Annotated in this window: 19 protein-coding genes; 11 read left to right on the top strand and 8 right to left on the bottom strand. The window is 75.0% G+C overall.

What is annotated here, in order from left to right:
• Window positions 1-7: 7 nt before the first annotated feature.
• Complete coding sequence (locus D5H75_RS30480; protein ID WP_202638648.1) at window positions 8-652, bottom strand: response regulator; 645 nt, start codon at window positions 650-652, stop codon at window positions 8-10.
• Window positions 643-1,797: a sensor histidine kinase gene (locus D5H75_RS30475; RefSeq protein WP_242454623.1), complete on the bottom strand. Its 1,155-nt coding sequence runs from the start codon at window positions 1,795-1,797 to the stop codon at window positions 643-645. The genes D5H75_RS30480 and D5H75_RS30475 overlap by 10 nt, the downstream gene beginning before the upstream one ends.
• Before the next feature lie 134 nt (window positions 1,798-1,931).
• On the opposite strand from D5H75_RS30475, the gene D5H75_RS30470 reads away from it, so the two are divergent.
• Together D5H75_RS30470 and D5H75_RS30465 are read left to right on the top strand one after the other, a co-directional pair.
• Complete coding sequence (locus D5H75_RS30470) at window positions 1,932-4,265, top strand: M28 family peptidase (RefSeq protein WP_119930022.1); 2,334 nt, start codon at window positions 1,932-1,934, stop codon at window positions 4,263-4,265.
• 206 nt (window positions 4,266-4,471) lie between these two features.
• Window positions 4,472-5,248 carry an SDR family oxidoreductase gene (locus tag D5H75_RS30465; protein WP_119930021.1) on the top strand — a complete coding sequence of 259 codons (777 nt, stop codon included), beginning with the start codon at window positions 4,472-4,474 and terminating at the stop codon, window positions 5,246-5,248.
• 87 nt (window positions 5,249-5,335) lie between these two features.
• Here the strand turns inward: D5H75_RS30465 and D5H75_RS30460 are convergent, their stop codons facing one another.
• Window positions 5,336-6,310 (bottom strand): LysR family transcriptional regulator, encoded by a 975-nt coding sequence (locus tag D5H75_RS30460; RefSeq protein ID WP_119930020.1) that lies wholly within the window; start codon window positions 6,308-6,310, stop codon window positions 5,336-5,338.
• A gap of 86 nt (window positions 6,311-6,396) precedes the next feature.
• On the opposite strand from D5H75_RS30460, the gene D5H75_RS30455 reads away from it, so the two are divergent.
• Window positions 6,397-7,572: an MFS transporter gene (locus tag D5H75_RS30455; protein WP_119930019.1), complete on the top strand. Its 1,176-nt coding sequence runs from the start codon at window positions 6,397-6,399 to the stop codon at window positions 7,570-7,572.
• Here D5H75_RS30455 and D5H75_RS30450 read toward each other — a convergent pair.
• Window positions 7,526-8,065: a dihydrofolate reductase family protein gene (locus D5H75_RS30450; protein ID WP_119930018.1), complete on the bottom strand. Its 540-nt coding sequence runs from the start codon at window positions 8,063-8,065 to the stop codon at window positions 7,526-7,528. The genes D5H75_RS30455 and D5H75_RS30450 overlap by 47 nt on opposite strands.
• 274 nt (window positions 8,066-8,339) lie before the next feature.
• Between D5H75_RS30450 and D5H75_RS30445 the strand changes: the two genes are divergently transcribed.
• Window positions 8,340-9,650, top strand: a complete 1,311-nt coding sequence (locus D5H75_RS30445) for a serine hydrolase domain-containing protein (RefSeq protein ID WP_147425316.1) — start codon at window positions 8,340-8,342, stop codon at window positions 9,648-9,650.
• On the opposite strand, the gene D5H75_RS30440 is transcribed toward D5H75_RS30445, so the two are convergent.
• On the bottom strand, window positions 9,631-9,987 hold the full coding sequence (locus tag D5H75_RS30440; protein WP_119930016.1) for a hypothetical protein: 357 nt from the start codon (window positions 9,985-9,987) through the stop codon (window positions 9,631-9,633). The genes D5H75_RS30445 and D5H75_RS30440 overlap by 20 nt on opposite strands.
• 134 nt (window positions 9,988-10,121) lie before the next feature.
• On the opposite strand from D5H75_RS30440, the gene D5H75_RS44340 reads away from it, so the two are divergent.
• The 3 genes from D5H75_RS44340 (at window position 10,122) to D5H75_RS42040 (ending at window position 17,117) form a co-directional block, all read left to right on the top strand.
• Window positions 10,122-11,408, top strand: coding sequence for a helix-turn-helix transcriptional regulator (locus D5H75_RS44340; RefSeq protein ID WP_202638647.1), 1,287 nt, complete (start codon window positions 10,122-10,124; stop codon window positions 11,406-11,408).
• Window positions 11,409-11,695: 287 nt separating this feature from the next.
• Window positions 11,696-12,970: a helix-turn-helix domain-containing protein gene (locus D5H75_RS42045; protein ID WP_202638646.1), complete on the top strand. Its 1,275-nt coding sequence runs from the start codon at window positions 11,696-11,698 to the stop codon at window positions 12,968-12,970.
• A 658-nt stretch (window positions 12,971-13,628) separates the two neighbouring features.
• Window positions 13,629-17,117 carry an AfsR/SARP family transcriptional regulator gene (locus D5H75_RS42040; protein ID WP_202638645.1) on the top strand — a complete coding sequence of 1,163 codons (3,489 nt, stop codon included), beginning with the start codon at window positions 13,629-13,631 and terminating at the stop codon, window positions 17,115-17,117.
• Window positions 17,118-17,253: 136 nt separating this feature from the next.
• Here the strand turns inward: D5H75_RS42040 and D5H75_RS30410 are convergent, their stop codons facing one another.
• On the bottom strand, window positions 17,254-18,129 hold the full coding sequence (locus tag D5H75_RS30410; protein ID WP_119930015.1) for an alpha/beta fold hydrolase: 876 nt from the start codon (window positions 18,127-18,129) through the stop codon (window positions 17,254-17,256).
• Window positions 18,130-18,214: 85 nt separating this feature from the next.
• Between D5H75_RS30410 and D5H75_RS30405 the strand changes: the two genes are divergently transcribed.
• The gene (locus tag D5H75_RS30405) at window positions 18,215-18,781 is read left to right on the top strand and encodes a CGNR zinc finger domain-containing protein (RefSeq protein ID WP_119930014.1); all 567 of its coding nucleotides are present in this window, start codon (window positions 18,215-18,217) and stop codon (window positions 18,779-18,781) included.
• Window positions 18,782-18,965: 184 nt separating this feature from the next.
• Here D5H75_RS30405 and D5H75_RS30400 read toward each other — a convergent pair whose 3' ends face one another.
• Entirely contained in the window at window positions 18,966-19,898 is a 933-nt protein-coding gene (locus D5H75_RS30400) for an SDR family oxidoreductase (protein WP_119930114.1), read from the bottom strand.
• Between the two features lie 134 nt (window positions 19,899-20,032).
• Here D5H75_RS30400 and D5H75_RS30395 point away from each other — a divergent pair, with 134 nt between their 5' ends.
• Window positions 20,033-21,688, top strand: coding sequence for an MFS transporter (locus tag D5H75_RS30395; protein WP_119930113.1), 1,656 nt, complete (start codon window positions 20,033-20,035; stop codon window positions 21,686-21,688).
• 147 nt (window positions 21,689-21,835) lie between these two features.
• Complete coding sequence (locus D5H75_RS30390) at window positions 21,836-23,665, top strand: M14 family metallopeptidase (protein WP_242454622.1); 1,830 nt, start codon at window positions 21,836-21,838, stop codon at window positions 23,663-23,665.
• 124 nt (window positions 23,666-23,789) lie between these two features.
• Here the strand turns inward: D5H75_RS30390 and D5H75_RS30385 are convergent, their stop codons facing one another.
• A complete protein-coding gene (locus tag D5H75_RS30385; protein ID WP_242454621.1) occupies window positions 23,790-25,088 on the bottom strand; it encodes a serine hydrolase domain-containing protein in 1,299 nt (432 codons plus the stop codon).
• Between the two features lie 143 nt (window positions 25,089-25,231).
• On the opposite strand from D5H75_RS30385, the gene D5H75_RS30380 reads away from it, so the two are divergent.
• Window positions 25,232-25,804 (top strand): TetR/AcrR family transcriptional regulator, encoded by a 573-nt coding sequence (locus D5H75_RS30380; protein WP_119930012.1) that lies wholly within the window; start codon window positions 25,232-25,234, stop codon window positions 25,802-25,804.
• The last annotated feature ends 75 nt before the right edge of the window (window positions 25,805-25,879 follow it).

Raw genomic sequence — 25,879 nt, 5'->3', positions numbered from 1 at the left:
GGGCGGGTCAGGAGCCGAGGTAGCGGAGGACGGCGAGGACGCGGCGGCTGTAGCCGGTGGCGTGGGAGAGGTCGAGTTTGTCGAACAGGGCGTTGACGTGCTTCTCCACGGCGCTCTGGGAGACGTGGAGGGACTGGGCGATGGAGGCGTTGGTCATGCCCTGCGCCATCAGTTCCAGGACGTCGCGCTCGCGGGCGGTCAGCCTCGTCAGCGGGTCGGCGTGGGTGGTGCGGGCGAGGAGCTGCCGCACCACCTCCGGGTCGAACGCCGCGCCTCCCGCGCCCACCCGGTCCAGGGCGTCCAGGAAGTCGCCGACCTGGGCCACCCGGTCCTTCAGGAGGTAGCCGACGCCCTCGACGTCGGCGCTCATGAGCTCGGTGGCGTACCTCTTCTCGACGTACTGCGACAGCACCAGCACCTTCACGCCCGGCCACCGCCGCCGGATCTCCAGCGCGGCGCGGAGCCCCTCGTCGGTGTGCGTGGGCGGCATCCGCACGTCCACGACCACGATCTCGGGCTCGTCCGCGGCGACGGCCGCGATCAGCGCCTCCGCGTCGCCGACGGCGGCCACCACCTCGTGGCCCTCCTCCGCGAGCAGCCGTACCAGCCCCTCGCGCAGCAGCGTGGAGTCCTCGGCCAGGATCACGCGCACGGCAGCTCCGCCACGATCGTGGTGGGCCCGCCCGCGGGGCTCGTCACCGTGAAGGTCCCGTCCAGCGCGGCCACCCGCCGCGCCAGCCCGGACAGCCCGCCGCCTCCGGGATCCGCCCCGCCCGTACCGTCGTCCTCGATGCGCACGACGATCATTGTGTCGCGCTCGCCCACCTCGACGGTCACCGCGGTCGCCCCCGCGTGCTTGGCCGCGTTGGTCACCGCCTCACTGACCACGAAGTACGACGCGGTCTCCACGGCCATCGGGGGCCGCCGCGACAGCTCGCACACGACCTTGACGGGCACCTCGGACCGCTCGGCCACCCCCGCGAGCGCGTCCGCGAGCCCGAGGGAGTCCAGCCCCGACGGGTAGACCCGCCAGGCCACCTCGCGCAGCTCGGCCAGCGCCTGCTGCGCCTGCTCGTGCGCCTGCTCGAACAGCTCGGGCCGCCCCCGGCGCGCCCGCCCGATCAGCATGGACAGCGCCACCAGCCGCTGCTGGAGCCCGTCGTGCAGGTCCCGCTCGATCCTGCGCCGCTCCGCGTCCACCGCCGCCAGCACCCCGGCCCGGCTCTCGGCCAGCTCCTCGATCCGCCGCCGCAGCGCCTCGGTCGGGTCGGGCCCCAGCATCCGCGCGGCCAGCCCCCGTTCCACGGCGTACACCCCCGCCAGGCCGGACAGGTCCAGGAAGAGCAGCACGAGCCCGCCCACGACGGCGTACGCGATGAGCGGCGCCGACGGGAGCATCCCGTCCACCGGCAGCCCCCGCCCCCAGCCCGCGAGCAGGATGAGGGCCGCCCCCGCGCCCCAGACGAGCAGGAGCAGCACCAGCCCGCCGAGCACCCCGACCGGCGCCCGCGCGGCCAGGTACCGCGCGTGCCGCCCGTCGGCCGGGTCCGCGCCGAGCCCCAGGGCCGCCGGGTCGAGGCCGAGGCGCCGGGCTTCGAGTACGGCCAGGCCGCGCGCCGCCCGCCGTACGCCGGGACGGCGGGCGAAGGGCAGCGTCGCCAGGACGAAGACGAGGTCGATCACGGCGGTGGCGGTCCCGAGCGCGACCGCCGAGAGCACGCGCAGCGCCCGGGCCACCGCGCCGGTGTGCCGCGATCGCCCGGCCATGTCCGGATCAGTCCCGGCTCGTTCCGTCATGAGCCGAGGCTACAAACCATCGGGACGCCCCGGAATGCGGGCCGCGCCCGGTCCGGACCTGCGGAAAACCCCAGGAGGAGTCGGAGAGCCACCTCATTACGGCGGAAACCATCCGAAACCTAGCGTTGCGCCCCATGATCGGAAAGTTGTTCGACGTCCGCCGGCGGGTGCTCGCCGGACTGGCGGCCCTGCTCACACTCGCCGCGGTGATCGCGTTCTCCGCCATGTCAGAGAGCACGGCGCAGCCGCTGCCCGCCTCCGCGCCGGCCGGGGAGTTCAGCGCCGGGCGGGCGCTGGCCCACCTGCGCGAGATCGCCGCCGAGCCCCGGCCGATCGGCGGCCCGGCCGGCGACCGGGCCCGGGATCACCTGGCCGGGCGGTTGCGCGACGCGGGCCTCGACGTCGAGGTCCAGCGGTCGGTGGGCGCCCGCTCCGCGCCGGGGCTGGCGACCTTCGGCCAGGTGGACAACATCGTGGCGCGGCTGCGCGGCACGGACTCCACAGGCACCGTGCTGATCGCCGCCCACTACGACTCGGCCGCCATGGGCCCGGGCGCGTCCGACGACGGCGCGGCCGTGGCGGCGATGATCGAGACGGTGCGCGCGCTGCGCACGGGCCCGGCCCCGCGCAACGACATCGTGCTGCTGATGTCGGACGGCGAGGAGGACGGCGTGCTCGGCGCCGAGGCGTTCGTCCGGGAGCACCCGCTGGGCCGCGCCGGGGGCGTCCTCCTGAACTGGGAGGCCCGGGGCGTGAGCGGCCCCTCGCTGATGTTCGAGACCTCGCGGGACAACGCCCGCCTGGTCGAGACGTTCGCCCGCGCCGTCCCGGCCCCGCGCGGCGACTCCTCGATGGTCGAGCTGTACCGGCTGCTGCCCAACAACACCGACTTCACCCCGCTGACCCAGGCCGGGTTCAGCGGCATGAACTTCGCCTACATCCAGGGGTCGTCGCACTACCACACCGCGGGCGACTCGATCGGGAACCTCAACCCGGGCAGCCTCCAGCACCACGGCTCCAACATGCTCGCGCTGGCCCGCGCCCTCGGCGGCACGGACCTGGGGTCGCTGAAGGCCGACCACGACGTGACGTACTTCCGGGCGCTCGGCACCCTGATCACGTACTCCGACGGGTTCGTCCGGCCGCTGGCGGTGCTCGCCGTGCTCGCGCTCGCCGGGCTGGTGGCGCTCGCCCGCGTCCGGCGGCTGCTCAGCCTTCCCCGGCTGCTCTGGGCGACGGCCTCGGCGGCCCTGCCGCTGATCGCGTCGGCCGCGCTCGCGCAGGGCCTGTGGGCGCTGCTGGTGGCCTTGCGTCCCGGTTACGACACCATGGGCGGGCTCCTGCACGGTCCCCGCCCGTTCCAGGCGGCCATCGCCGTGCTGTCGGGGGCCGCGGTCCTCGGGTGGTACCTGGCGCTGCGCCGCGCGCTCGGCCCGGCGGCGCTGGTGACCGGGGCCATGGCCTGGACCGCCGGGCTCGGCGTCCTGTGCGCCTGGGCCGCTCCCGGGGCGTCCTACCTGTTCACGCTGCCGGCGCTGGCGGGCGCGCTGGGCTGGCTCGCCGCCCTGCTGCTCCCCGCCGCCTCGCCCGCGCGGCCGGTCGCGGCGCTGCTGGGCCCGGTCACCGCCGCGATGGTGCTGCCCACCCTGGCCGCCAACGTCTTCGACGGGATGGGGCTGGCGCTCGGCGGGGTGGCCGCGCTGGTCCTGGCGCTGCTCGCCCTGTCGGCGCTCCCGGTCGCTGAGCTGTTCCAGTCGGCCCCCGCCGGCCGGCCCCGGCGCCGCCGTACCCCGCTCGCCGGGGCGCTGACGGCCCTCCTCCTCGTGGCGGGCCTGGTGGGCGGGGGGCTCGCCGCCGACCGGCCGGGCGCCGACCGGCCGGAGCGGAGCCACCTGGCGTACGTCATGGACGCCGACCGGGGCGCCGCCCACTGGGTCAGCGCCGACCCCGAGCCCGGGGAGTGGACCGGCCGGTACGTCTCCGGGCGCAACACCTCGGCGCTGCCCGCCGGGTACGCCAGGGGCACGCTGTGGACGGGCCCCGCGCCCGCGATCGACGCCGCCGGGCCGCGTGTCGCGGTGCTCGGGCGCGGCGGGGGCGTGCTCAGGCTGCGGGTCTGGGCGGGAGAGGGCGCGCGGTCGGTGACGCTGCGGCTCGACCGGCCGGTCGGCGGGGCGGCGGTCTCCGCCGGGCGGTTCGGCTCGGTGAGCGTCCCCGTCACCGGCACGAGGACCGGCACCTGGCCCGCGGAGGTCCGGTTCCGCGGCATCCCGGCCGAGGGCGCGGCGATCAGCGTGCGCGTGCCGGACGGGGAGCGGGTCCGCCTGGTCGCGATCGGCGAGACCGACGGGCTGTCCGGGGTGCCGGGCTTCGTCCCCCGGCCGCCCGCCCTGGTCGCCGCCACCCGCGAGGACGGCGACATGATCGCCGTCACCCGCGGCCTCGTGGTGGAGCCCGCCGCCCGCTGACGCCGCCTCCCGTGGCGCTGACGCCGTCTTCCCCGCCCGCCGTACGGCTCGCGCCACCTCGCCCGGGCCGTACGGCGGGCGGGGCGGCCAGGCTGCTCAGGCCGCTCAGGCCGTACGGCGCGGGCGGGGCGGCGGGCGGGATGTCACGTCCGGGGCGGGTGTCCTGTCGTGAGGGCGGAACAGGTGGACACGAGGAGGGCGTGACGATGAAGGTGCTGGTGACGGGGGCCACCGGGCGGCTCGGGAGCGCGGTGACGCCGCGGCTGGCGGCGGCCGGGCACGAGGTGCGGGCGATGAGCCGGCGCGCCCGGGCGTCCGCGGACGGCGTGGAATGGGTGGCGGCCGACCTGGCGACGGGCGAGGGGGTCGCGGAGGCGGTGTCCGGGGTGGACGCGGTGCTGCACCTGGCGTCCGCGCCGTACCGGAGGGGGTACACCGACCGGGTCGAGCTGGACGGGACGCGGCGGCTGGCGGCGGCGGCCCGCGAGGCGGGGGCCGGGCACCTCGTCTACGTTTCGATCATCGGGGTGGACCGGATCCCGTGGGGGTACTTCCGGTCCAAGCTGCGCGCCGAGGAGATCGTGCGGCGGAGCGGGGTGCCCTGGTCGATCGTGCGGGCGGCCCAGTTCCACGAGTTCGTGGAGCGGGCGATCGCGGCGATGGCCCGGGCGCGGGTCCTCGTGGTCGATCCGGGGATCAGCGGGCGGCCGGTGGACGTCCGGGACGTCGCCGCTCTCCTGGAACGGCGCCTCGGCACGGGACCCACGGGCCGGGTCGAGGACTTCGGCGGGCCGGAGAAGCTGAGCCTCGACGAGCTGGCCCGGCAGTGGACGCGGGCGCGGGGACGCCGCCTCCCGCTGCTCCGGGTGCGCGTCCCCGGCCGGCTCGGGCGGGCCTTCCGCCAGGGCCTGGCCGGCGACGGGGGACCCGGCGGCGAGCACCGGGGGGAGATCACCTGGCGGCGCTACCTGGAAGGGGCCTGAGCCTCGGCCGCCGCGGAGGCGGTCGCGGCGGACCTCGCCGGGACCTCGCCGTGACCCCGCCGGGACCCCGCCAGGACCGCGCCGGGGTCACGCCGCGGACGCCGCCGGAGTCGTGACCGTGGCCGCCGGGGTCGTGGTCGTGGCCGCCGCCGGATTCGCGGACGCGGACCGCGCCGGAGTCGCCGCCGTGGACGCCGCGGCGCGGGCGAAGGCGCGGACCCGCTCGGTCTCGCCGTCGCGCTGCCAGACGAGCCCGAGCCGGGAGTCGGGCAGGCCGCTGACCGGGACGAACGCCACATCGTCCCGCCCGTGGTAGCGCGTGGTGGGCGAGCAGACGATCAGCCCGCCGCGCCCGGCCGCGACCATCGCCAGCGCCTCCTGGAGGGTCTGCACGGCCGCGCCGCGCGGTATCGGCCGCCCGGCGGGGGTCACCGTGGGCGCGAGCAGTTCCCGCCAGTACGCCGGGGCGGGCCCGCGCACGTCGAGCACCGCGCACCCGGCCAGTTCCTCCGCGCTCAGGAGCTCCCGCCCCGCCAGGGGATGGCGCGTGGACAGCGCCACGACCTGCGGCTGCGCGGCGAACACCGTCCCGACGACGAGATCGGGCTCGACCACCGGCAGCAGCGTCACCGCGACGTCCACCTCGCCCCGGCGCAGCGCCCCGAACGGGTCGCACAGCGGCAGCTCGGACAGCTCCACCCGGCCGCCGGGGTTCTCCGCCTCGTAGGCCGCCACCGCCCCGATGACCTCCTCGTTGGAGGCCCCGGACAGGAAGCCGACGCGCAGCACGCCCTCCACGCCGCGCGCCTCGTCCCGCGCCGACCGCACGGCCTCGCGCAACCCGTCGTACGCGGGCCGCAGCCCCGCGAGGAACCGCTCGCCCAGCGGCGTCAGCCGTACACGCCGGCTCGACCGCTCCAGCAGCCGTGCGCCGATCCGTTGTTCGAGGGAGCGGAGGAGCTGGCTGACCCGCCCCTGCGACAGGTACATCCGCTCCGCCGTCCGCCCGAAGTGCAGCTCCTCGCTCAGCACGAGGAAGCATTCCAGCTCGCGCAGGTCCACCCCGACCCCCTGTGATTAGTCCCGCTAATGACAGTATGGGCGTTCCGTCATTGTTCGTCTGTCATGAGTGATCTCAGTCTTGACTCATGACAGTGCAGAACACCCGTTGGGCCGCCGTGGTGGCGGTGGCGGCCGGCACGTTCTCGGTCGTCACGACCGAGCTGCTTCCGGTCGGCCTGCTCACGCCCATCCGCGCCGAGCTGGGGATCTCCGCCGGGGCCGCCGGGCTGCTGGTGACGGTGCCCGGGCTGGTCGCCGCCGTCGCCGCGCCCGCCGTGCCGCTGGCCGCGGGCCGCCTCGACCGCCGGTTCGTGCTGTGCGCGCTGGCCGGCCTGCTCGCCGCCGCCAACCTGGTCTCCGCCGCCTCGTCCTCGTTCGCGGCGCTGCTCGCCGCCCGCGTCGTCCTCGGCGTGGTCATCGGCGGGTTCTGGGCCCTGGCCGCGGGCCTCGCCGTACGGCTGGCGCGGCCGAGTTCCGCGGGGACCGCGACCTCGGTGATCTTCAGCGGGGTGGCGATCGCGTCGGTGCTCGGCGTGCCCGCGAGCACCTTCCTGGCCGAGGCGGCCGGCTGGCGCGCGGCGTTCGCGGCGATGGGCTTCGCGGCCCTCGCGCTGCTGGCCGCCCTGGCCCTGCTGCTCCCGCCCCTCCCGCCGTCGGCCCCGCTCCGCCCGCGCGACATGGCCTCCCTCCTGCGCGTCCCCGGGGTGCGCGCCGGCGTCTCCCTCGTCGCCCTGCTGGTCACCGGCCACTTCACGGCCTACACCTACGTCCGCCCCATCCTGGAGCAGATCTCCGGGCTGGCCCCCGCCCTCATCGGCACGACCCTGCTGCTGTACGGCGTCGCGGGCGTCGCCGGGAACTTCGTGGCGGGCGCGGTCGCCGTCCGCGACGTACGCCGGTCCCTGCTGGCCGTCATCACCCTGGTCACGGCCGCGACCCTGCTGCTCCCCGCGCTGGGCGGGTCCCCGGCCGTCGCGATCGCCCTGGTCGTCGTGTGGGGCCTGGCCTACGGCGGCGTCTCGGTGAGCGGTCAGACCCTGCTGCTCCAGTCCGCCCCCGACCGCCCCGAGGCGGCGTCGGCCCTGCTCGTCGCGGTCTTCAACGCGGCCATCGCGCTCGGCGCCCTGGTCGGGGGGCGGGTCGCCGACGCCGTGTCCGTGCCCGCCGTGCTGTGGACGGGCGGCATCCTCGCCGCCCTGTCCGCGACGGCCCTGCTCACCGCTCGACGGAGTACCGCGACTGCACCAGCCCCCCGCCCATGACCTCGGTGGACCGGTGGATCAGCGGCACGTCCCGGCCGACCGGCCCGAACAGCGGGATCCCCTGCCCGATCAGCACCGGCACGGTGGTGATGACCATGTCCTGCACCATCCCGGCGCGCAGGAAGGCCCGCACCACCTGGCCCCCGTCGGCGTACACACTCTCGGCCCCCGCCGCGGCGAGCCCCGCCACCATCGAGTCGAAGTCCGCGTACACGGTCACCCGAGGATCCTCACCGGGCGCGAGCCGCGAGCTCAGCACCGCGACCCGCTTCCCGTCATACGGCCACCCCGCCTCCCCGAACGAGCGGACCTTCTCGTACGTCGCCCGCCCCATGACCACCGTGTCCACCCCGGCGAGGAAGGCCCCGTATCCCATGTCCCCGCCCGCCGCGTCCCCCCGCGACACCAGCCAGCCCAGGTCCCCGGCCTCCCGCGCGATGAACCCGTCCAGACTCGTGCCGACGAACACCGAAACCGCGAACCCCTGCTCCACGGGAGCTCCTCCCCATTAGTAAACGAATCGACATTTACAAACTACCACACCCTTCCCCGCCGACTCATCGATGGCCGAGCGGGGCTCGCGCGGAGGAGCGGCCCGGGCGCGTGCGGGACGGGCCGGGTCCGCGGAGGAACGGGAAAGGGCGGCTCGCGGGAGCGGCTGAGGGCGAGTGAGCCGAGTGAGGGAAGTGAGCGGATTCGCGTGGGATGCGAAGAGGTTCGGGCGTACGATCTGTGGCATTTGACGGGTGGCGTCGGGGGGTCGCGGGTTGGAGCGCAGGGACGTGATCCGGGGGGCGCTGCTGCTGGCGGGGGCGGCGGCGGCCACGGGCTGCGAGACGCTGCCGGAGCTCCTGGACTCCGGGCGCGGAGACGCCGGCACCCCGAGGGTGGCGCGGCCGCGGACCGCGGCGGAGATCGTGACGCGCGGGGAGGCGCCCCGGGAGCTGGCGCGGTTCGACGACGCGATGAAGACGTTCATGGCGAAGCGCGGGATCACCGCCGGTCAGCTCGCGGTCGCGAGGAAGGGGCACTTGCTGCTGGCGCGCGGGTACGGCGCGGCGGCCGGACCGGCGGTGGAGCCGACCACGCTGTTCCGGATCGCGAGCCTGAGCAAGCACATCACCGCGGCCGCCGTGCTGCGGCTGGCCCAGCGAGGGAAGGTCCGCCTCGACGACCCCGTCAAGGACCTGCTCGGCCTGCGGCCCGCCCCCGGCGGCGAGATGGACCACCGGCTGAAGGACGTGACGGTGCGCCGGCTGCTGGAGCACTCGGGCGGCTGGGACATGCGCGTCTCCGGCGATCCGGTCTTCCTCGGCAGGGAGGACGCCCTGCGCCTGGGCGACGCGCTGGGCCTGGGCGGGCGTCTCCCGATCGGGCGCGAGGACGTCATCCGGTACGTCACGGGACGCCGCCTCGACTTCACCCCCGGGCTGCGCACGGCCTACGGCAACTACGGCTACCTCCTCCTCGGCCGTGTCGTCGAGAAGGCGTCAGGCCGGCCGTACGCCGCCTACGTCACGGAGGAACTGCTCGCGCCCCTGGGGATCACCCGCATGCGCCTCGGCCGGTCGCGCCGCGAGCACACCCCCGGCGAGGTCGCGTACGAGTCGGAGGAGATGGTCACGACGGTGCTGGACGATTCCGGCGAACGGGTGCCCGCCCCCTACGGCGGCGTCAACCTGGAACTGGGCGACTCCGCCGCCGGATGGGTCGCCTCGGCCGTGGACCTGCTCAGGTTCCAGCGCGTCTTCGACCCCGAGGCGGGGCTCCTGACCCGCGGGTCCATCCGGAGCGCGTTCGCCAAGCCCGAGCCCGGCCCGCAGGAGGACGGCTGGTGGTACGGCAAGGGCTGGTTCGTCCGCGAGGCGGAAGGCGGCCTCGACGCCTGGCACGAGGGCGGCCTCGCCGGCGCGTACACCCACCTCTACCGCCGGCACGACGGGGTCGCCTACGCCGCCTTCTTCAACCGCTCCGAGGCGGAGGGCGAGGCCGACTACGACATCGGCCTCGCCCTCCGCGACACCGCCGGAGCGATCAGGACCTGGCCCGGCACCGACCTCACCCCGCGCTACTTCTGAACTCCGCGCTACTTCTGAACTCCGCGCGGCTCGCGGGCCCCCCGGAGGCCCGGAACGCCCCGGCGCCCCGGAACGCCTCCGCGCTGGGCGTGAGCACGTAGGCGATCCGCTCGGCCGCCGCCCGCACCTCCGCCACCGGCCCGATCGGCTCCGACCAGCTCCACCAGTACGACCCCGCCCGCGCCCGGACGTTCTCCGCGAGCGACGGCACCTCGACGCTGACGACCCGCAGGAAGGCGCCGCGCTCACGCCGTACCACGTGCGCCGCGAACCCCATCGCGTCCAGCTCCCGGCCCAGCCGCTCCAGCCACCGCGCGTCCTGCCCGCTCTTCTCCACCGGTTACCTCCCGTGTTCTCTCGCTGACCGCCCGCTCAGTCAACGCCCGCGGAGGCATGATGGGAGGTGCCCGCGAGGGGGTGCCCGGCGACGGGCACCCGGGGCCCCGCCGCCTCCGACCCCAGGGAGGACGCATGCGCAGCGAGCCGATCGGACGCCTGATCGCCCTGCGACGCCAGGAACTCGGGCACTCGCAGGCCCGGCTGGCCGAGCTGCTCAACGAGATCGCCGCCCTGGATCCGCCGACCCTCACCCGGCACGAGATCTCCCGCTGGGAACGCGGCGACCGCCTCCCCAGAACCTGGCTCCCCGCCCTGGCCACCGCGCTGCGCCTCCCGGTGGAGGAGCTGAAAGCGGCGGTCGAGGTGAGCCGCGCGGTGAAGCGGGCGGGCCCGCAGGAGTCGCCGTGGGAACCCGGGTCCGGGGAGAGCGTGGGAGGGGAACGGTTCACGCCCGACGACGAGGAGCGGCTCGTGGCCGTCGCGCGGCGGCCCTCGCGAGCCGATGGGCGGAGCGTGGAGGCGCTCGAAGTCGTCCTGCGGGGACAGCGGCTCACCGAGGACATCGTGGGGTCGGGGCCGCTGGTCCGGCCGGTGCTGGCGCAGCTCTCGGTGGTCGAGCTGCTCGCGCGCGAGGCCCGTGGGGCCGTACGGCACCGCGTGCTCTCGGTGGCGGCGCAATGGGCGCAGTTCTCGGGGTGGCTGCACGCGAACTCGGGGCGGCCCCGGGAGGCGTCACGGCTCTACGACAGGGCGCTGACCTGGGCGACCGAGGTCGGCGACAGGAACATGATCTCGACCGCGCTGAACATGAAGGCCCACCTCGCGTGGATCGCGGGCGAGGCCGGCGCGGCGGCGGGACTGGCAGAGGCCGCCCAGCGAGGACGCGGGATCACGCCCGGAGTGCTCGCTCTCGCCGCGCAGCAGGAGGCGCGCGGGCACGCCATGGCGGGCGACGCCGAAGCCGTCGAACGCAAGCTCGACGAAGCGGCCGACCTGGTCGCCCGGGCGGCCGCCGACCCCGAGGAAGAACCCGCCTGGATCTACTTCTTCAACCCCGACTACCTCGTGATGCAGCGCGGCCTCGCCTACCGCCTCCTCGGCCGTCACGACCGGGCCGCCGCGTCCCTGTCCGTCGGCCTCGCCCAGATGCCGCCGGAGGTCCGCGCCTCGGAGTGGATCGCCTTCTACACCTGCCGCCTCGCCGACTCCTACGCCCGCCTCGGCGAACGCGACGCCGCCTGCGCCTACGCCCTCGACTCCGCCCGCGTGGGCACCGCGACCGCCTCCCCCGAACTCCTCAACGGCCTCCGCGCCCTCCACGCCCGCCTCCACCGCCACTGGCCCGCCCACCCCGACGTCAAAACCCTCGGCGAGGCCCTGGCCACCACCACCCCCTCCCCCACGGACACCCCCGCCTAGACAGGAGCCCGCGACCGTTCCTCGCCGTGCATCCCCAAGCACCCAGAGCCCTCCCTCGCCGTGATCATGCACTTTCGATCACACCGTGTGCGCGAAGTGCATGATCACCACGAGGAGGAGCGTGCGGGAGGCAACGCGAGCGAGGGGAAACTCGGTGGACGGAGGCGCCGGGAGGGATGACGGCCGGCTCGGCCGACAGCCCGGGAGGCATGATGGGAGGTACCCGCGGGGAGCCGGGCCGCCCGGCCGCCAGGCCGGGGCCGCCTCGACGTCGCAGGGGAGAGCGCATGCGCAGCGAGCCGATCGGACGCCTGATCGCCCTGCGACGCCAGGAACTCGGGCACTCGCAGGCCCGGCTGGCCGAGCTGCTCAACGAGATCGCCGCGCTGGATCCGCCGACCCTCACCCGGCACGAGATCTCCCGCTGGGAACGCGGCGACCGCCTCCCCAGAACCTGGCTCCCCGCCCTGGCCACCGCGCTGCGCCTCCCGGTGGAGGAGTTGCGCGAGGCGGCGGAGCTGGCGCGGGTACGGCGGGCCAACCTCGCCGGTGAACCCGGGGTGCTGACCGGGTGGACCGACGGGGACGCGGACGAGCGGGTGGCGCGTACGGCGGGCGCGGGGCGGCGGGTGGACGCGGCGGTCGCCGAGTCGCTGGGCGTGGTGCTCGCGGGGCAGCGCCGTACGGAGGACCTGGTCGGGGCGGGCGCGGTGGTCGGGGCGGTGCGCGGGCAGCTCCGGGCGGTGGAGGCGCTCGTGACCGAGGCGCGCGGACCGGCCAGGACGCCGATGGTGGACATGGCCGCGCAGTGGGCCCAGTTCGCCGGCTGGCTGCACACGAGCCTGGGGGACTGGGCGGGAGCGCGGGGATGGTTCGACCGGGCCGCCGAATGGGCGCTGGAGGCGGACAACCCCACGATGACCGCGACCGTGCTGTCCTTCCGGGCGCACATAGCGTGGTCGCGCGGCGAGATCGGCCCCCTGATCGGCCTGGCCGCCGCCGCGCGGCGCCAGCCCGGCGTCTATCCCGGCCTGCGCGCCTACGACGCGCTCCAGGAGGCCCGCGGACACGCCATGACCGGCGACGCCGCCGAGACGGAGCGGAGGCTGGAGGAGTCCGCCCGGCAGGCCGCGCTGGCCGCCGAAGCCTCCGAACCCGCCCCGCCCTGGATGTACTACCACACCCCCGACTTCTGGCTCATGCAGCGCGGCATCGCCTACCGCTACCTGGCGCGAACCCATCCGGAGTACCTGGATCCGGCGATCACCCTCCTCACCGGCGGCCTGGAAGCACTGGGGCCCGCCCGCCAGGCGGAGTGGGCCGCCGAGTACCTGCTCCACCTGGCCCTCGCCCACCACGACGCCGCCGCCCCCGCGCGCTCCTCCGCCCTGGCGCTGGAAGCCCTCTCCCTCCTCCACGGCCCCGGCTCCCTCCGTCTCACCCGCGCCCTCCGCGCCCTCCACGCCCGCCTCCACCGCCACTGGCCCGCCCACCCCGACGTCACGACCCTGGGCGAGGCCCTGGCCACCACCGCCCCCTCCCCCGCGGACACCCCCGCCTAGACAGGAGCCCGCGACCGTTCCTCGCCGTGATCTCGCCATCACGCGCCGGGCGCGGGGTCGGGCGCGGGCGGATGTAATGCGTGGGGCGCCGCTCGGCCGGCGGGCCGATCGGCGGGCCGGCGATCAGCCGGTCGTGCGCGCACGCCGGGCGGCACCGGACCCAGGGTTCCGGTGCCGCCCGGTTCGGCGTCGGGGGCTCCCGGCGCGGGGGCCGCGCGGGCCCCCGGCGGGATCACTTCGGGGGTTCGAGGGCGTCGGTGTAGGCGGAGCGGAGGTAGAGGGTGTACGAGATCACGGCCGGGATCGGCACGTCGAGGGCGCCCGCGGTGCGGGTCAGCTCCAGTTCCTCGGCCAGTGCCTCCGGTACAACTCGACGAACCGGTCGCGCGCGCTCTCAGGGCGCTCACCCCGCTCGCCGGCCTCAGACAGCATGTCTCTTTATGTCTGCACGAGGCCGGATCTTTCACTCGATCCGGAAAAGGCCCGCGGCTTCCTCCCATCCGGTTCGCCCGCCCCGTTCGCACGCCCCCGGCTCGCACGCCCCCGGCTCGCGCGCCACCGTACCGGTCCGGCCCGGACTCCGCGCGGCGGGCGAGGGACGCAGGAGCGGGGTCTCGTGATGGTGCTGCGGGAGGGGGAGGTCGGACAGAATCGGGGGGTGCGGTTCGGTGTGCTGGGGGCCACGGTGGCCCGGCGCGGGGACGGGGTCCCCGTGGCGCTGGGCGGCGGGCGGGTGCGCGCGTTGTTCGCGCTGCTCGCGCTGAACGCCGGGGACACGGTGTCCGCCGGGCGGCTGATCGACGGGCTGTACGGCGAGCGGGCGCCGGCCGGGGCGGCGAACGCCCTCCAGTCGGGGGTGTCGCGGCTGCGGCGGGCGCTGGGGGAGGACGGGCTCGTCGAGTACGGGCCCGCCGGGTACCGGCTAGCGGCCGACCCGGCCGAGGTGGACGTGCGGCTGTTCGAACGCCTCGCCGCCGAGGGGCGCCGGGCGCTCGCCGGGGACGATCCGGAAGGGGCGCTGCCACCGCTGCGGGAGGCCCTGGCGCTGTGGCGCGGGCCCGCGCTGGCCGACGTCCGCGCCGCGCCGTTCGCCGCGCCGCAGGCCGCCCGGCTGGAAGAGCTCCGCGTGTCCGCGCTGGAGGACCGGGTCGAGGCCGAACTCCTGCTCGGCCTCCCCCAGTCCCCGATCGCCGACCTGCGGGACCTGATCGCCGCCCACCCGCTCCGCGAGCGTCCGAGGGCCCAGCTCATGCGCGCCCTGTACGCCCAGGGGCGCCGCGCCGAGGCGCTGGCCGCCTACGAGGACCTGCGCCAGACCCTCGCCCACCACCTGGGCACCGATCCCTCCCGCGAGCTCACCGCCCTCCACCTGTCCCTGCTCACCGACACCGTCCCCGGCGCCGCCGCCATGCCCGGCCCCGCCGCGCCCGGAACCACCGCGCCAGGAACCGTCTCGACGCCCGGCCCCGCCGCGCCAGGCGCGGCCCCCGCCCCGCTCCCCGCCGCGCGGGGCCGTGCTCCCGCGGACTCCGGCCGGACCCCGAGCCCCGCCCCGCCGTACGGCATCCGCCCGGGCGCGCCGGTGACCTCGCCCCGCGCCGTCCAGCCGGAGGCCACCCCGCCGGACGCCGTCCAGCCGGACGCCGTTCACCCGGACGCCACGCCCGGCGCCGTCCGCCCGGACGCCGCGCCGCCGTACGGCGCGGGCGTGGAGGCCGGCGGCCGCCCCAGGGCCGCCGGGGCCGGGGCCGCGGTCCGGGCGACGGCGCGGTGGGGGGTTCCCGCGCAGGTCAGCAGCTTCGTGGGGCGGGAGGAGGAGCTCGCGCGGGTCGGGGAGAGGCTGGAGCGGGGACGGCTGGTGACGCTCGTGGGCGCGGGCGGGGCGGGGAAGACGCGGCTGGCCGTCGAGGCGTCGGGGCGCTGGGACGGCGAGGTCTGCTTCGTGGAGCTGGCGCCGCTCACCGCCGGGGACGATCTGGCCCGGGCGGCCCTGGAGGCGCTGGGGGTGCGGGAGAGCGCGTCGCTGACGGCCCGCGGGGTGCCGGTCGACTCGCTGGAACGGCTGATCGCGGTCCTGTCCGAGCGCCCGGCGCTGCTGGTGCTGGACAACTGCGAGCACCTGGTCGGCGACGTCGCGGCGCTCGCGCAGCGGGTGCTCGCGGCGTGCCCGGGGCTGCGGGTCCTCGCGACCAGCCGGGAGCCCCTGGGGATCACCGGGGAGGCCCTGTGCCCGGTCCCGCCGCTGCCGCTGCCCGGCGAGGACGACGACCCGCTCTCGTCCCCGGCCGTGCGGCTGTTCGCGGAGCGGGCGGCAGCCGTACGGCCGGACTTCGCCCTGGGCGAGGGCGACGCGGAGCTCGTGGCGCGGCTGTGCCGGGCGCTGGACGGGCTCCCGCTGGCGATCGAGCTGGCCGCGGCGCGGTTGCGGGCGCTGCCGCTGGAGGAGATCGCCGCGCGCCTCGACGACCGCTTCGCCCTGCTCTCACGCGGCAGCCGTACGGCGCAGCCCCGGCACCAGACGCTGCGCGCGGTGGTGGCGTGGAGCTGGGACCTGCTGGAGGAGGACGAACGGGTGCTGGCGCGGCGGCTGACGGTGTTCGCGGGCGGCGCGACACTGGAGGCGGCCGAGCTGGTGTGCGGGCTGCCCGGCGAGGACACGGTGGAGCTCCTCGCCGGCCTGGTGGACAAGTCCCTCGTGGACGTCGCCGGCGGCAGGTACCGGATGCTGGAGACGATCCGGGCGTACGGCGCGGAACGCCTCGCGGAGTCCGGCGAGGAGGAGCGCCTGCACCGGGCCCACGCCGAGTACTTCCTCGACCTCGCCCAGCGCGCCGACCCCCACCTGCGGCGGCGCGAACAGCTCGACTGGCTCCGGCGGCTGGAGGCCGAGCACGACAACCTCGCCGCCGCCCTGCGCTGGGCGATCGACTCCGGGAACGCCGAGATCGGGCTCCGCCTCGTCGCGGCGCAGGCGTACCCCTGGCGGCTGCGCGGACCCCGCGCCGACAGCGCCGCGCAGGCCCGGCGCGTGCTCGACCTGATCCCCGAGGGCTCCCCGCCCGGCCTGCGCGACGAGCACATCCTGTGCCTGCTGGTCGCCTCCTGGGACATCGCCGACCCGGTACGGCTCGGCGCCCACCTCGGCCGGGTCGAGGCGCTGCTCGAATCCGGGCACCGCAGCATGCGCCATCCGGTGATCGGGCTGCTGTGGGCGATGGCGGCCGGGCCGCCCGAGGACGTGATGGCCGAGTGGGACACGTTCTCGCGGCTCGACGGCCTGGACCCGTGGACGATGGCGCTGTCCCACATGGGAATCGCGTTCGTGCTGCTGTTCAACGGGAAGACGGCGCGCGCCGAGGAGGAGTTCTCCCGGGCGCTCGAACGGTTCCGCGAGCTGGGCGACCGGTGGGGCACGCTGACGGTCCTGTCCGCGCTCGCCCAGGTGAGCGAGTGGCGCGGCGACCAGGAGCGCACGCTCGCGCTGACCGCCGAGGCGCTGCGCCTGTCCGCCGAGCTGGGGCCCACGGACGAGCTGGTGGAGCTGCGCTGCCAGCGGGGCCGCGGCCGGCTGCGCGCGGGGGACCTCGACGGGGCGCGGGAGGAGCTGGAGATCGCGGTCGGGCAGGCCCGGCGGCTGGGCTCGCGCCGCGCGCTGGCCGAAGCCTACCGGGGGCTCGGCGAGATCGCCCGCGCGCGCGGCGACCTGGCCGGGGCGCGCGACAGGTACGAGACCGCGCTGCGAGAGTGCGCCCACGAGGGGTTCGAGGCCCAGATGACGAGGCTGCCGGTCCTGGTGGCCCTGGCCCGGGTCGCCCTCGCGGAGGGCGACCCCGGCGAGGCCGCCGCCCGCCTCGACCGCGTCGTCGCCGCCGCGTACGTGGAACAGGACCAGACCCTGGCCGCCGAGGCGGCGACGGGGGCCGCCGAGCTGGCCCTGACCCTCGGCCACGCCGAACGCGCGGCCCTGCTCCTCGGCGCGGCCGGCACCCTGCGCGGGGCCGTCCCCGCCAACGACCCCGACCTCACCCGCGTGACCGCCGCCGTCCGGGCCGCGCTCGGCGACGCCGCCCACGCCCGCCTCCACGCCGAGGGCGCGTCCCTCCCCCGGTCCGACGCCCTGGCCCTCCTCCGCGCCCCGCTCACCTGACCGCCCGGGAGCGGGACGCCCCGCCGTACGGACGGCTCCGGCGCGGGGCGGACGGGGCGGGGCGGACGGCGCGGGGGGCGGACGGGGCGGGGCCGGACAGGCGGGGCCGGACAGGCGGGGCCGGGCAGGCCGGCGGTCAGGTCCAGGCGCGGTCCAGGAAGCCGGCGATCAGCGGGGCGATCTCGGGCAGGTGGGTCTCCAGGGCGAAGTGGCCGGTGTCGAACAGGTGCAGCTCGGCCCCGGGCACATCGCGCAGGTAGGCGCGCGCCCCGGGCTCGGGGAAGAAGGGGTCGCCGACGCCCCAGGTGATCAGCGTGGGCGGGGTGTGCTCGCGCAGCCACGCCTGCCAGCGGTCGTAGCGGAGCACGTTGGAGTGGTAGTCGAAGGCGAGCGCGACCTGCGCCTCCTTCCGCCCCGGCAGGTCCAAAAAGTGCTGGTCCAGCGTCCAGCCCTCCGGCGCGACCAGGTCGGGGTCGGGGACGCCGGTGTCGTACTGGCTCCGGGTCCCGGCGAGCGTGAGCAGCCCCCGGATCGTCTCCTCCGCCCCGGGGGTCTCCGGCCGCAGGGAGACGAACTCGCGCGCCCCGTCGGACAGGCCCTCGGCGTACGCGTTGCCGTTCTGGACCACGAGCCCGGCGATCCGTTCCGGGTGGCGCTCGGCGAGGCGGAAGCCTACCGGGGCGCCGAAGTCGAAGACGTACATCACGAACCGGGTCAGCCCGAGCGCGTCCACGAAGCCCTCGGTGACGTCCGCGAGCCGGTCGAAGGAGTACGTGAACCCGTCCGGGGTCTCGGTGTGGCCGAACCCGGGGTAGTCGGGGGCGATGAGCCGGTACCGCGAGCCGAGCACGTCGATCAGCCGCCGGAACTGGTGCGAGGCGGACGGGAAGCCGTGCAGGAGCAGCAGCACGGGCGCGTCGTCCCGCTCGGGGAGCGACTCCCGGTAGAAGACGCGGACCCCGTCCACGTCGATGTGCCGGTGCGCGGTGCGGGCGAGCGGGAGGACGGACATGTCTAATGCCTTTCGAGCGAGATGATGCATTAGATATAGCGATGCTCGATCTAATGCGTCAAATCGACGATGTAGCATTAGAGACATGACCGCCCAGACGCCGCTGACCGGAGAGCCCCTGGCCCTGGACCTGGTCAACACGCGCCACGCCACCGGGGACCACCTCTCGTCCCCGGCCGCCCTGCGCGCGTGGCTGGACCTGCAGGCCGTACGGCACGGCGAGGCCCGCGAGTTCGCCGCCCTCCCGCTGACGGAGCGCGACCTGGCCGCGGCGCGACAGGTCCGGGACCGGGCCGCGCACGCCCTCGACCGGGTCCGGCACGGCGCCGCCCCCGAGCCCGCCGACCTGGACGCCCTCAACCTGGCCCAGCGCGCCGCGCCCTCCGTCGGCGAACTCGGCTGGGACGGCGAGGCCGTGACGCTCACGTTCCGTCGCGCCGGCCCGCGGGACGTGCGGCTGGCCGCCTGGCTCGCCGAGGCCGTGGCCGGGCTGCTGGCGGACCCGGCGGTCGCGCGGGTCCGCCAGTGCGAGGCCGACGACTGCGTGATGCTCTTCCTGCCCGCGCATCCCCGCCGCCGCTGGTGCTCGGCCGCGCGCTGCGGGAACAGGACGCGCGTCGCCCGCCACTACCAGCGCCGCAGGCCCGCCTGACGCCGGGACCGAGCCCGCCGCCCCCGGCGCCGGGCGGGCGCCCGTACGGCAGCGGCGGCCCGGCGTCAACGGCGGCCGGCGTCGTGACAGCCGCAGATCAGTGACAGCCGCACGTCAGTGACAGCGGCCTGTCAGTGACAGCCACATGTCGGTGACGGCCTGGTGCCGGCGGCGGGGCCGGGGGTCAGCGGTAGCCGGTGGTGTCTGCCGGCTTGCCGGCGTCCTGGACCTCGACGACGTAGCGCCAGGCGTCGGGGCGGGAGCCGTCCAGGTCGGTGAAGCCGTACTCCTGGGCGAGGCCGCCGCTGGACAGGGACCTGCCGGTCCAGCGCATGACCTCGGGGTCGGCGGCCAGGGCGGCGACCGCGCGGCCGACGTAGCGCGGCGTCTCGGAGATCGCGAAGTGCGGGACCTTCTCCAGCGCGTCGCGCCAGTTCTCCTCGCGCACGCCGTAGATGTCGAGCATCATCTCCGAGCGCAGCCAGCCCGGCGTCAGGGCGACGGCCGCGCAGCCGTACTTCCGGAGCTCGTGCGCCTGGGCGTACGCCAGCCGGATCACGGCGCTCTTCGCCTGGTCGTAGAAGAACGAGACGCGGTAGTTGTCGTCGTTGTACTCCTTGGTGCCGTCGGTGACCTCCACGACGAGGCCGCCGGGGTTGCGGATCAGCAGCGGGAGCGCGTAGTGGCTGGTGATGATGTGGGTGTCGATGGCCAGCCGGAGCAGCCGCAGCCCGGCGTCGAGGTCGTGCTCCCACAGCGGGGTGTCCCACTCGGCCAGCTTCTCGCCGCCCCACACGTCGTTGACCAGGACGTCCAGGCGCCCGTGGTCGCGGTCGATCCGCTCGACCAGGTCGCGCACCCGCGCGTGGTCGAGGTGGTCCACCTGCACGGCGATGCCCTCGCCGCCCGCCGCCGTCACGAGTTCGGCGGTCTCCTCGATGGTCTCGGGCCGGTCGTACTCCGACCGCTGCCCGCGCGTCGTGCGCCCGGTCACGTAGACGGTGGCGCCGGCCGCGCCCAGCTCGACCGCGATGCCCCGGCCCGCCCCCCGGGTGGCCCCCGCCACCAGCGCGACCTTCCCCCTCAGGGTGTCCTTGCCATGTGATTCGTCGCCCATGCCCCCGATGGTGACACCCATACCTGCCAATCTCCGTCAGGATCGGCGAGGAATCCCGCCGCCGTAAGCGGGTGCGGTGGGGCGGTCAGCGGGTGGTGCGCGGGTCGTCAGCGGCGGGGCGCAGGCTGCCGCACATGACCGACACCGCACTCTCCGGCGGCCCGGCGATCTCCTCCGGCCGCAAGTGGGGCACGCTGGCCATCGGCTGCCTGGCCGTGCTGCTGCTCTCGATCGACGTGACCGTGCTGCACCTGGCGGTCCCCAAGCTGACCGCCGCGCTGCTGCCCACCGCCACCCAGACCCTGTGGATCCTGGACGTGTACGGCTTCGCGCTGGCCGGCCTGCTGATCACGATGGGGAACGTCGGGGACCGCATCGGCCGCAAGCGGCTGCTGCTGATCGGGACGGCCGCCTTCGGCGCCGCCTCGGCGATCACCGCGTACGCCCCGACGCCCGAGCTGCTGATCGCCGCCCGCGCGCTGCTCGGCGTCGCCGGGGCCACGATCATGCCGTCCACGCTGTCCCTGGTCAGGAACGTGTTCACCGACCCCGCCGAACGCACCGCCGCCATCGGGATCTGGAGCGGGATGGGCGCGGGCGGGTTCGCGCTCGGCCCGGTGATCGGCGGGCTGCTGCTCGACCACTTCTGGTGGGGCTCGGTCTTCCTGATCAACCTGCCGATCATGGTGGTGCTCTTCGCCGCCGGGCTGGCCGTGCTGCCCGAGTCCCGCAACCCCCGCCCGGGGCGGCTGGACCCGCCCAGCGTCGTGTTGTCGATCGCCGGGGTCGTGGGGGTCATCTACACGATCAAGGAGGCGGCGATGCACGGCCTCGGCCGGCCGAACGTGCTCGCCGCGCTCGCGATCGGCCTCGCCGCGATCGCCGCGTTCTCCTGGCGGCAGACCCGGCTCGCGCAGCCGCTCATCGACGTGCGGCTGTTCCGCCACCGCGCCTTCACCGGAGCTGTCAGCGCGAACATCGTCGGGATCTTCGCGATGTCCGCGATGTCGTTCATCTTCGCGCAGTACTTCCAGCTCGTCCTGGGCTGGTCGCCGCTGGTCGCCGGCCTGGCCGGGCTGCCGGGCGGCGCGATGGGCGCGGTCGGCGGGGTGCTCGCCGCGCGTCTCGTCCCGCGCCTGGGCCGCGCCGGGGTGGTCTCGCTCGGCCTGGCGCTCAGCGCGGTCTCGTTCGTGCTGTACGTCAGGGCGGAGGTGGACTCGTCGTACCTGGTCTTCCTGTTCCCGATGCTCTTCGGCGGCGCCGGGATCGGGCTGGCGTTCGCGGTCACCAACGACACGGTGCTCGCGAGCGTGCCCAAGGAGCGGGCGGGCGCGGCCTCGGCGATCTCGGAGACCGCGTTCGAGCTGGGCGGCGCGCTGGGCATCGCCGTGCTCGGCTCGATCCTCGGCTCGGCCTACCGCGCCGGGCTGCGCCTGCCGGAAGGCGTCCCCGCCCAGGCCGCCACCCCGATCGGCGAGGGGCTCGGCACGGCTCTCGCCGTGGCGGGCGAACTGCCCGGGCGGCTCGGGGAGGCGGTCGCGGCGGCGGCGCGGGTGGCGTTCCTGGACGGCATGCGGGTGTCGCTGGTCAGCGGCGCGGCGATCCTGCTCACGCTCGCCGCGGTCGTCCTGTTCACCATGCGCGGCCTGCCCACCGTCATCGAGGACTCCCCCGAGAGCCCCGACCCCGCGCCGGGCACCGCGCCGGACTCTGCGCCGGGCGCCGCGTCGGGCGCCGGGCCGGGCGCGAAGCCGTACACGAGGACGGAGCGCGCCGGGACGGGCGGCTAAAACGTACAAAACTTAAAAACAGCCCCTGAAACGCTCTTCCCCACGAAGAACGACAAAGCCCATTGAAGGGCCTCATCTGCGGATCTACGCTCCGGGCAGGCGTCACACCCTCCGACGCCTGCCCGCCCTCATCTCGCGGGAGGCCCCGTGCGCGGTCTGCTGAAAATCCTGTCCATCCTGATCCTGCTGATCGGCATGGCGGCCACGGGGGCGAACGCCTCCGCCGCCCCGCCGGAGCCACCGGCCGCCAAGCAGTACCTGGTCGAGGGCCCCAAGACCCCGCAGGACCGCACGGCGGTGGCCCGCACCGGCGCGGCCATCGACGAGGTACGGCAGGGCGCGGTCGTGGTGACCGCGAACGCCGACGAGCTGAAGGCGATCCAGCGGCTCGGCCACAAGGTCACCGAGCTGGCCCCGCCGCCGAAGCGTGAAGCCCCAAAAGCCCTGGACTTCCCCCCTGCTGACAGCAACTACCACAACTACGCGGAGATGACCGCGGCGGTGAACCAGATCGTCGCGGACCACCCGTCGATCGCCCGCAAGATCAGCGTGGGGACGTCGTACCAGGGCCGCGACCTGATGGGCGTGAAGATCAGCGACAACGTCGGCACGGACGAGAACGAGCCGGAGGTGCTGTTCACGCACCACCAGCACGCGCGTGAGCACCTCACCGTGGAGATGGCGATCTACCTGCTCAACCTGTTCACCGACAACTACGGCAGCGACAGCCGGATCACCGGCCTGGTGAACAGCCGCGAGATCTGGATCCTGCCCGACCTGAACCCCGACGGCGGCGAGTACGACATCGCCACCGGGTCGTACCGGAGCTGGCGCAAGAACCGGCAGCCCAACACCGGCAGCAGCGCGGTCGGCACCGACCTGAACCGCAACTGGGCCTACAACTGGGGCTGCTGCGGCGGCTCGTCCCCCACCCCGTCCAGCGACACCTACCGCGGCCCGTCCGCCGAGTCCGCCCCCGAGGTGCGCAACGTCGCCAACTTCGTCCGGAGCCGGGTCGTGGGCGGCGCGCAGCAGATCAAGACGGCGATCGACTTCCACACCTACGGCGAGCTGGTGCTGTGGCCGTACGGGTACACGTACAACAACACGGCGCCCGGGATGAACCAGGACGAGTACGACACGCACGCCCGGCTCGGCCAGAACCTGGCGAGCACCAACGGGTACACCCCGCAGCAGGCGAGCGACCTCTACATCACCGACGGCACGATCGACGACTGGCTCTGGGGCGCCTACAAGATCGTGAACTTCACGTTCGAGATGTACCCGGTGAGCGCCTCGCCCGGCTTCTACCCGCCCGACGAGGTCATCCCGCGCGAGACCCAGCGCAACCGCGAGGCCGTGCTGCGGCTGCTGGAGTACTCCGACTGCCCGTACCGGATCATCGGCAAGGAGGCCCAGTACTGCGGGACCGGCGGCGGGACCACGGTCTACTCCGACACGTTCGAGACGAACACCGGCTGGACCGCGAACCCCGGCGGCACCGACACGGCCACGGCCGGGCAGTGGGAGCGCGGCGACCCCGAGGCCACCGACTCCAGCGGCCCCAAGCAGCTCGGGACCACCGTGAGCGGCACGAACGACCTGGTCACCGGCCGTCTCGCGGGCGCGAGCGCGGGCACGCACGACATCGACGGCGGCACGACGAGCATCCGCTCCCCGGCGATCACGCTCCCGGCGAGCGGCACGCTCAACCTGTCGTTCTCGTGGTACCTCGGCCACGGCAGCAACAGCTCCACGGCCGACCACCTGCGCGTCCGGGTCGAGGGCGCCACGTCGGCACAGGTCTTCCAGCAGCTCGGCGCGGCGACCGACCGCGACGCCTCCTGGAGCACCGCCACCGCCGACGTGTCCGCCTTCGCCGGTCAGACCGTCCGCATCGTCGTGGAGGCCGCGGACGCCTCCGGCGCGTCCCTCATCGAGGCCGGCGTGGACGACGTGAAGATCACCCAGAGCTGACCGTACGGCGAGGCGGCCGGCGAGCGGGCCGTACGGCGCGGGCGGTGGGCTCACGCCGTACGGCGGGCGCGGAGGCCCCCGGGCCAGGGGTGGCCCGGGGGCCTCCTACCTGAAGTACCGTCTCCTACCTGAAGTACTTCGCGCTCAGGTCGATGTTCGGCCAGGTCTTGACGGCGCTGACGGTGTCGTAGAGGAGCGGGTCGATCTCGTCGAAGCCGGGGTCGCCCGCCTCCTGGCGGCGGTTGAAGAACGCGGCGAAGGTGACCCCGTCGTACCTGCGCACGACCAGCGTGAAGGTGCCGGGCATGCTGCCGGTGTGCCAGGTGTTCAGGCCGCCGTTCTTGGTGCGGACGTACCAGCCGCCGCCGTACCACGCGCCGTTGGAGGGCACGCCGGTCTCGGGCTTGGCGAACGCGCGGGAGATCGCCGTGGAGCTGAGCAGGTTCGTCGTCGTGGGCAGGTCGAAGATCCGCTCGAAGCGCACGAGGTCCACGGCCGAGGCCACCCAGCCGCCGTTGGCGTCCTGGTTGGGCATGTTGAAGCCGCCGTAGGGGTACGGCACGACCGCGCCGGAGTTGTCCACGACGCTCTTGTTGGTGAGCTTCGAGGTGTAGGCCACCTCGCCGGGCAGCGCCTCCGACCGCAGGCTCCCGCCGAGCCGCATCCGGGTGATCTTGAGCGGCCGCAGGAACGTGCGGGTCACGTAGTCCTCGTAGCTCAGGCCGGAGACCTTCTCGATCACGCGGCCGAGCAGCATGTACCCGTAGTTGCAGTAGACCATCTTGGTGCCCGGGTCGAAGTCCAGGGGACGCCCGGTCATGAAGCGCATGATGTCGTCGTGGTCGATCGGCAGCGACGTGCCGAGCGTGCGCGCGATGGTGTGGTCGTTCCAGAGCGGGTCGCCCGAGACGGCCCGGTCCCATCCGGCCAGGTGCTGCATGAGCCGCCAGAGCGTCACCTTGGCCAGCCGGGGGTCGGCCGTCTTGCCGGGCATCGGGGTCAGGGCCAGGTGCTTGGTGATCGGGTCGGAGAGCTTCAGCCTGCCCTCCTGCTCCAGCCGCAGGATGGCGGCCGCCGTGATGTGCTTGCCGGCGCTGGCGATGCGGAAGACCGAGGTCGGGGTCACCGGGGGCGCCGAAGACCAGGGCGTGGTCCCGGTGTAGCCGCGGGCGAACACCAGCTTGCCCTTGCGGGCGATCGCGAGCTGGCCGGCGGTGATGGCCCGCCGGAGCATGAAGCTCTTCATCACGTGGTCGAACTTGGCGAGCGCCGCGGGGGCGTCGCCGCGCCCCACGACCGTCGGCACTGAGGGGCGGGTGGGCGTGGGCGCCGGCGCCGGCGTGGACGCGTGCGCGGGCCAGGCCACGGCGGCCCCGGCCGGCGCGGCCAGCGCGACCTTCAGCAGGTTTCGACGATCCAGCACAGAATCCCCCCGATCGTTAGGCAAACCGCGACAAGTCACAGATGTTACGTGAGAGGCGGGAGGGACCACAGACGCTTTCCGGCGCGCGGGCCCCGGATCTCAGTATTGGACAGATCCATCCAAAAAGTGTTAGCGTCCCCGACATGGCACGACCCAGGCAGTTCGACGAGGAGAAGGCGCTCGACGGGGCCATGCGCGCGTTCTGGGCGGCGGGCTACGAGGCGACCTCGACCGAGGACCTCTGCGAGGCCACCGGCCTCGGCCGCAGCAGCGTCTACAACGCCTTCAACAGCAAGCGCGAGCTCTTCGAGCGGGCCCTGCGCCGTTACACGGAGGCGAAGACCGCGCCGATCATGGAGCTCCTGGAGGGCGACCTGCCCGTCCGCGAGAAGGTGCGCGCGCTGCTCGCCCAGCCGGCCGATCCCCCGGAGGACGATCCCGTGGGCTGCCTCGTGGTCAACAGCATGGTCGAGCTCGCCCCCCGTGACCCGGAGATCGCCGAGATCCTCCGGCGCGACCAGGACCGGCGTCAGGCGGCCCTGCGCGCCGCGCTCGACACGGGCCGGCGCAACGGCGAGCTGGCGCCGGACGCCGACGTCGCCGCGCTGGCCGACTACATCGCGGCCGTGATCGGCGGCATGCGCGTCGCCGCCCGCGGGGGCGCCGACCGGGCCACGCTGCGCCGCATCGCGGACACGGCGCTCGCCGCGCTCTGACCGGGGCGGCCCCGGCCGCCCCTTTTTCACGTCCCATTTTTGGACTGATCTGTACACAACTGTGAGGAGACCTCT

Source organism: Bailinhaonella thermotolerans (assembly GCF_003594875.1).
GTDB classification, from domain to species: Bacteria; Actinomycetota; Actinomycetes; order Streptosporangiales; family Streptosporangiaceae; genus Bailinhaonella; species Bailinhaonella thermotolerans.
The sequence above is the reverse complement of the archived record's forward strand: the minus strand, read 5'-3'. Positions and strand labels throughout refer to the sequence as shown.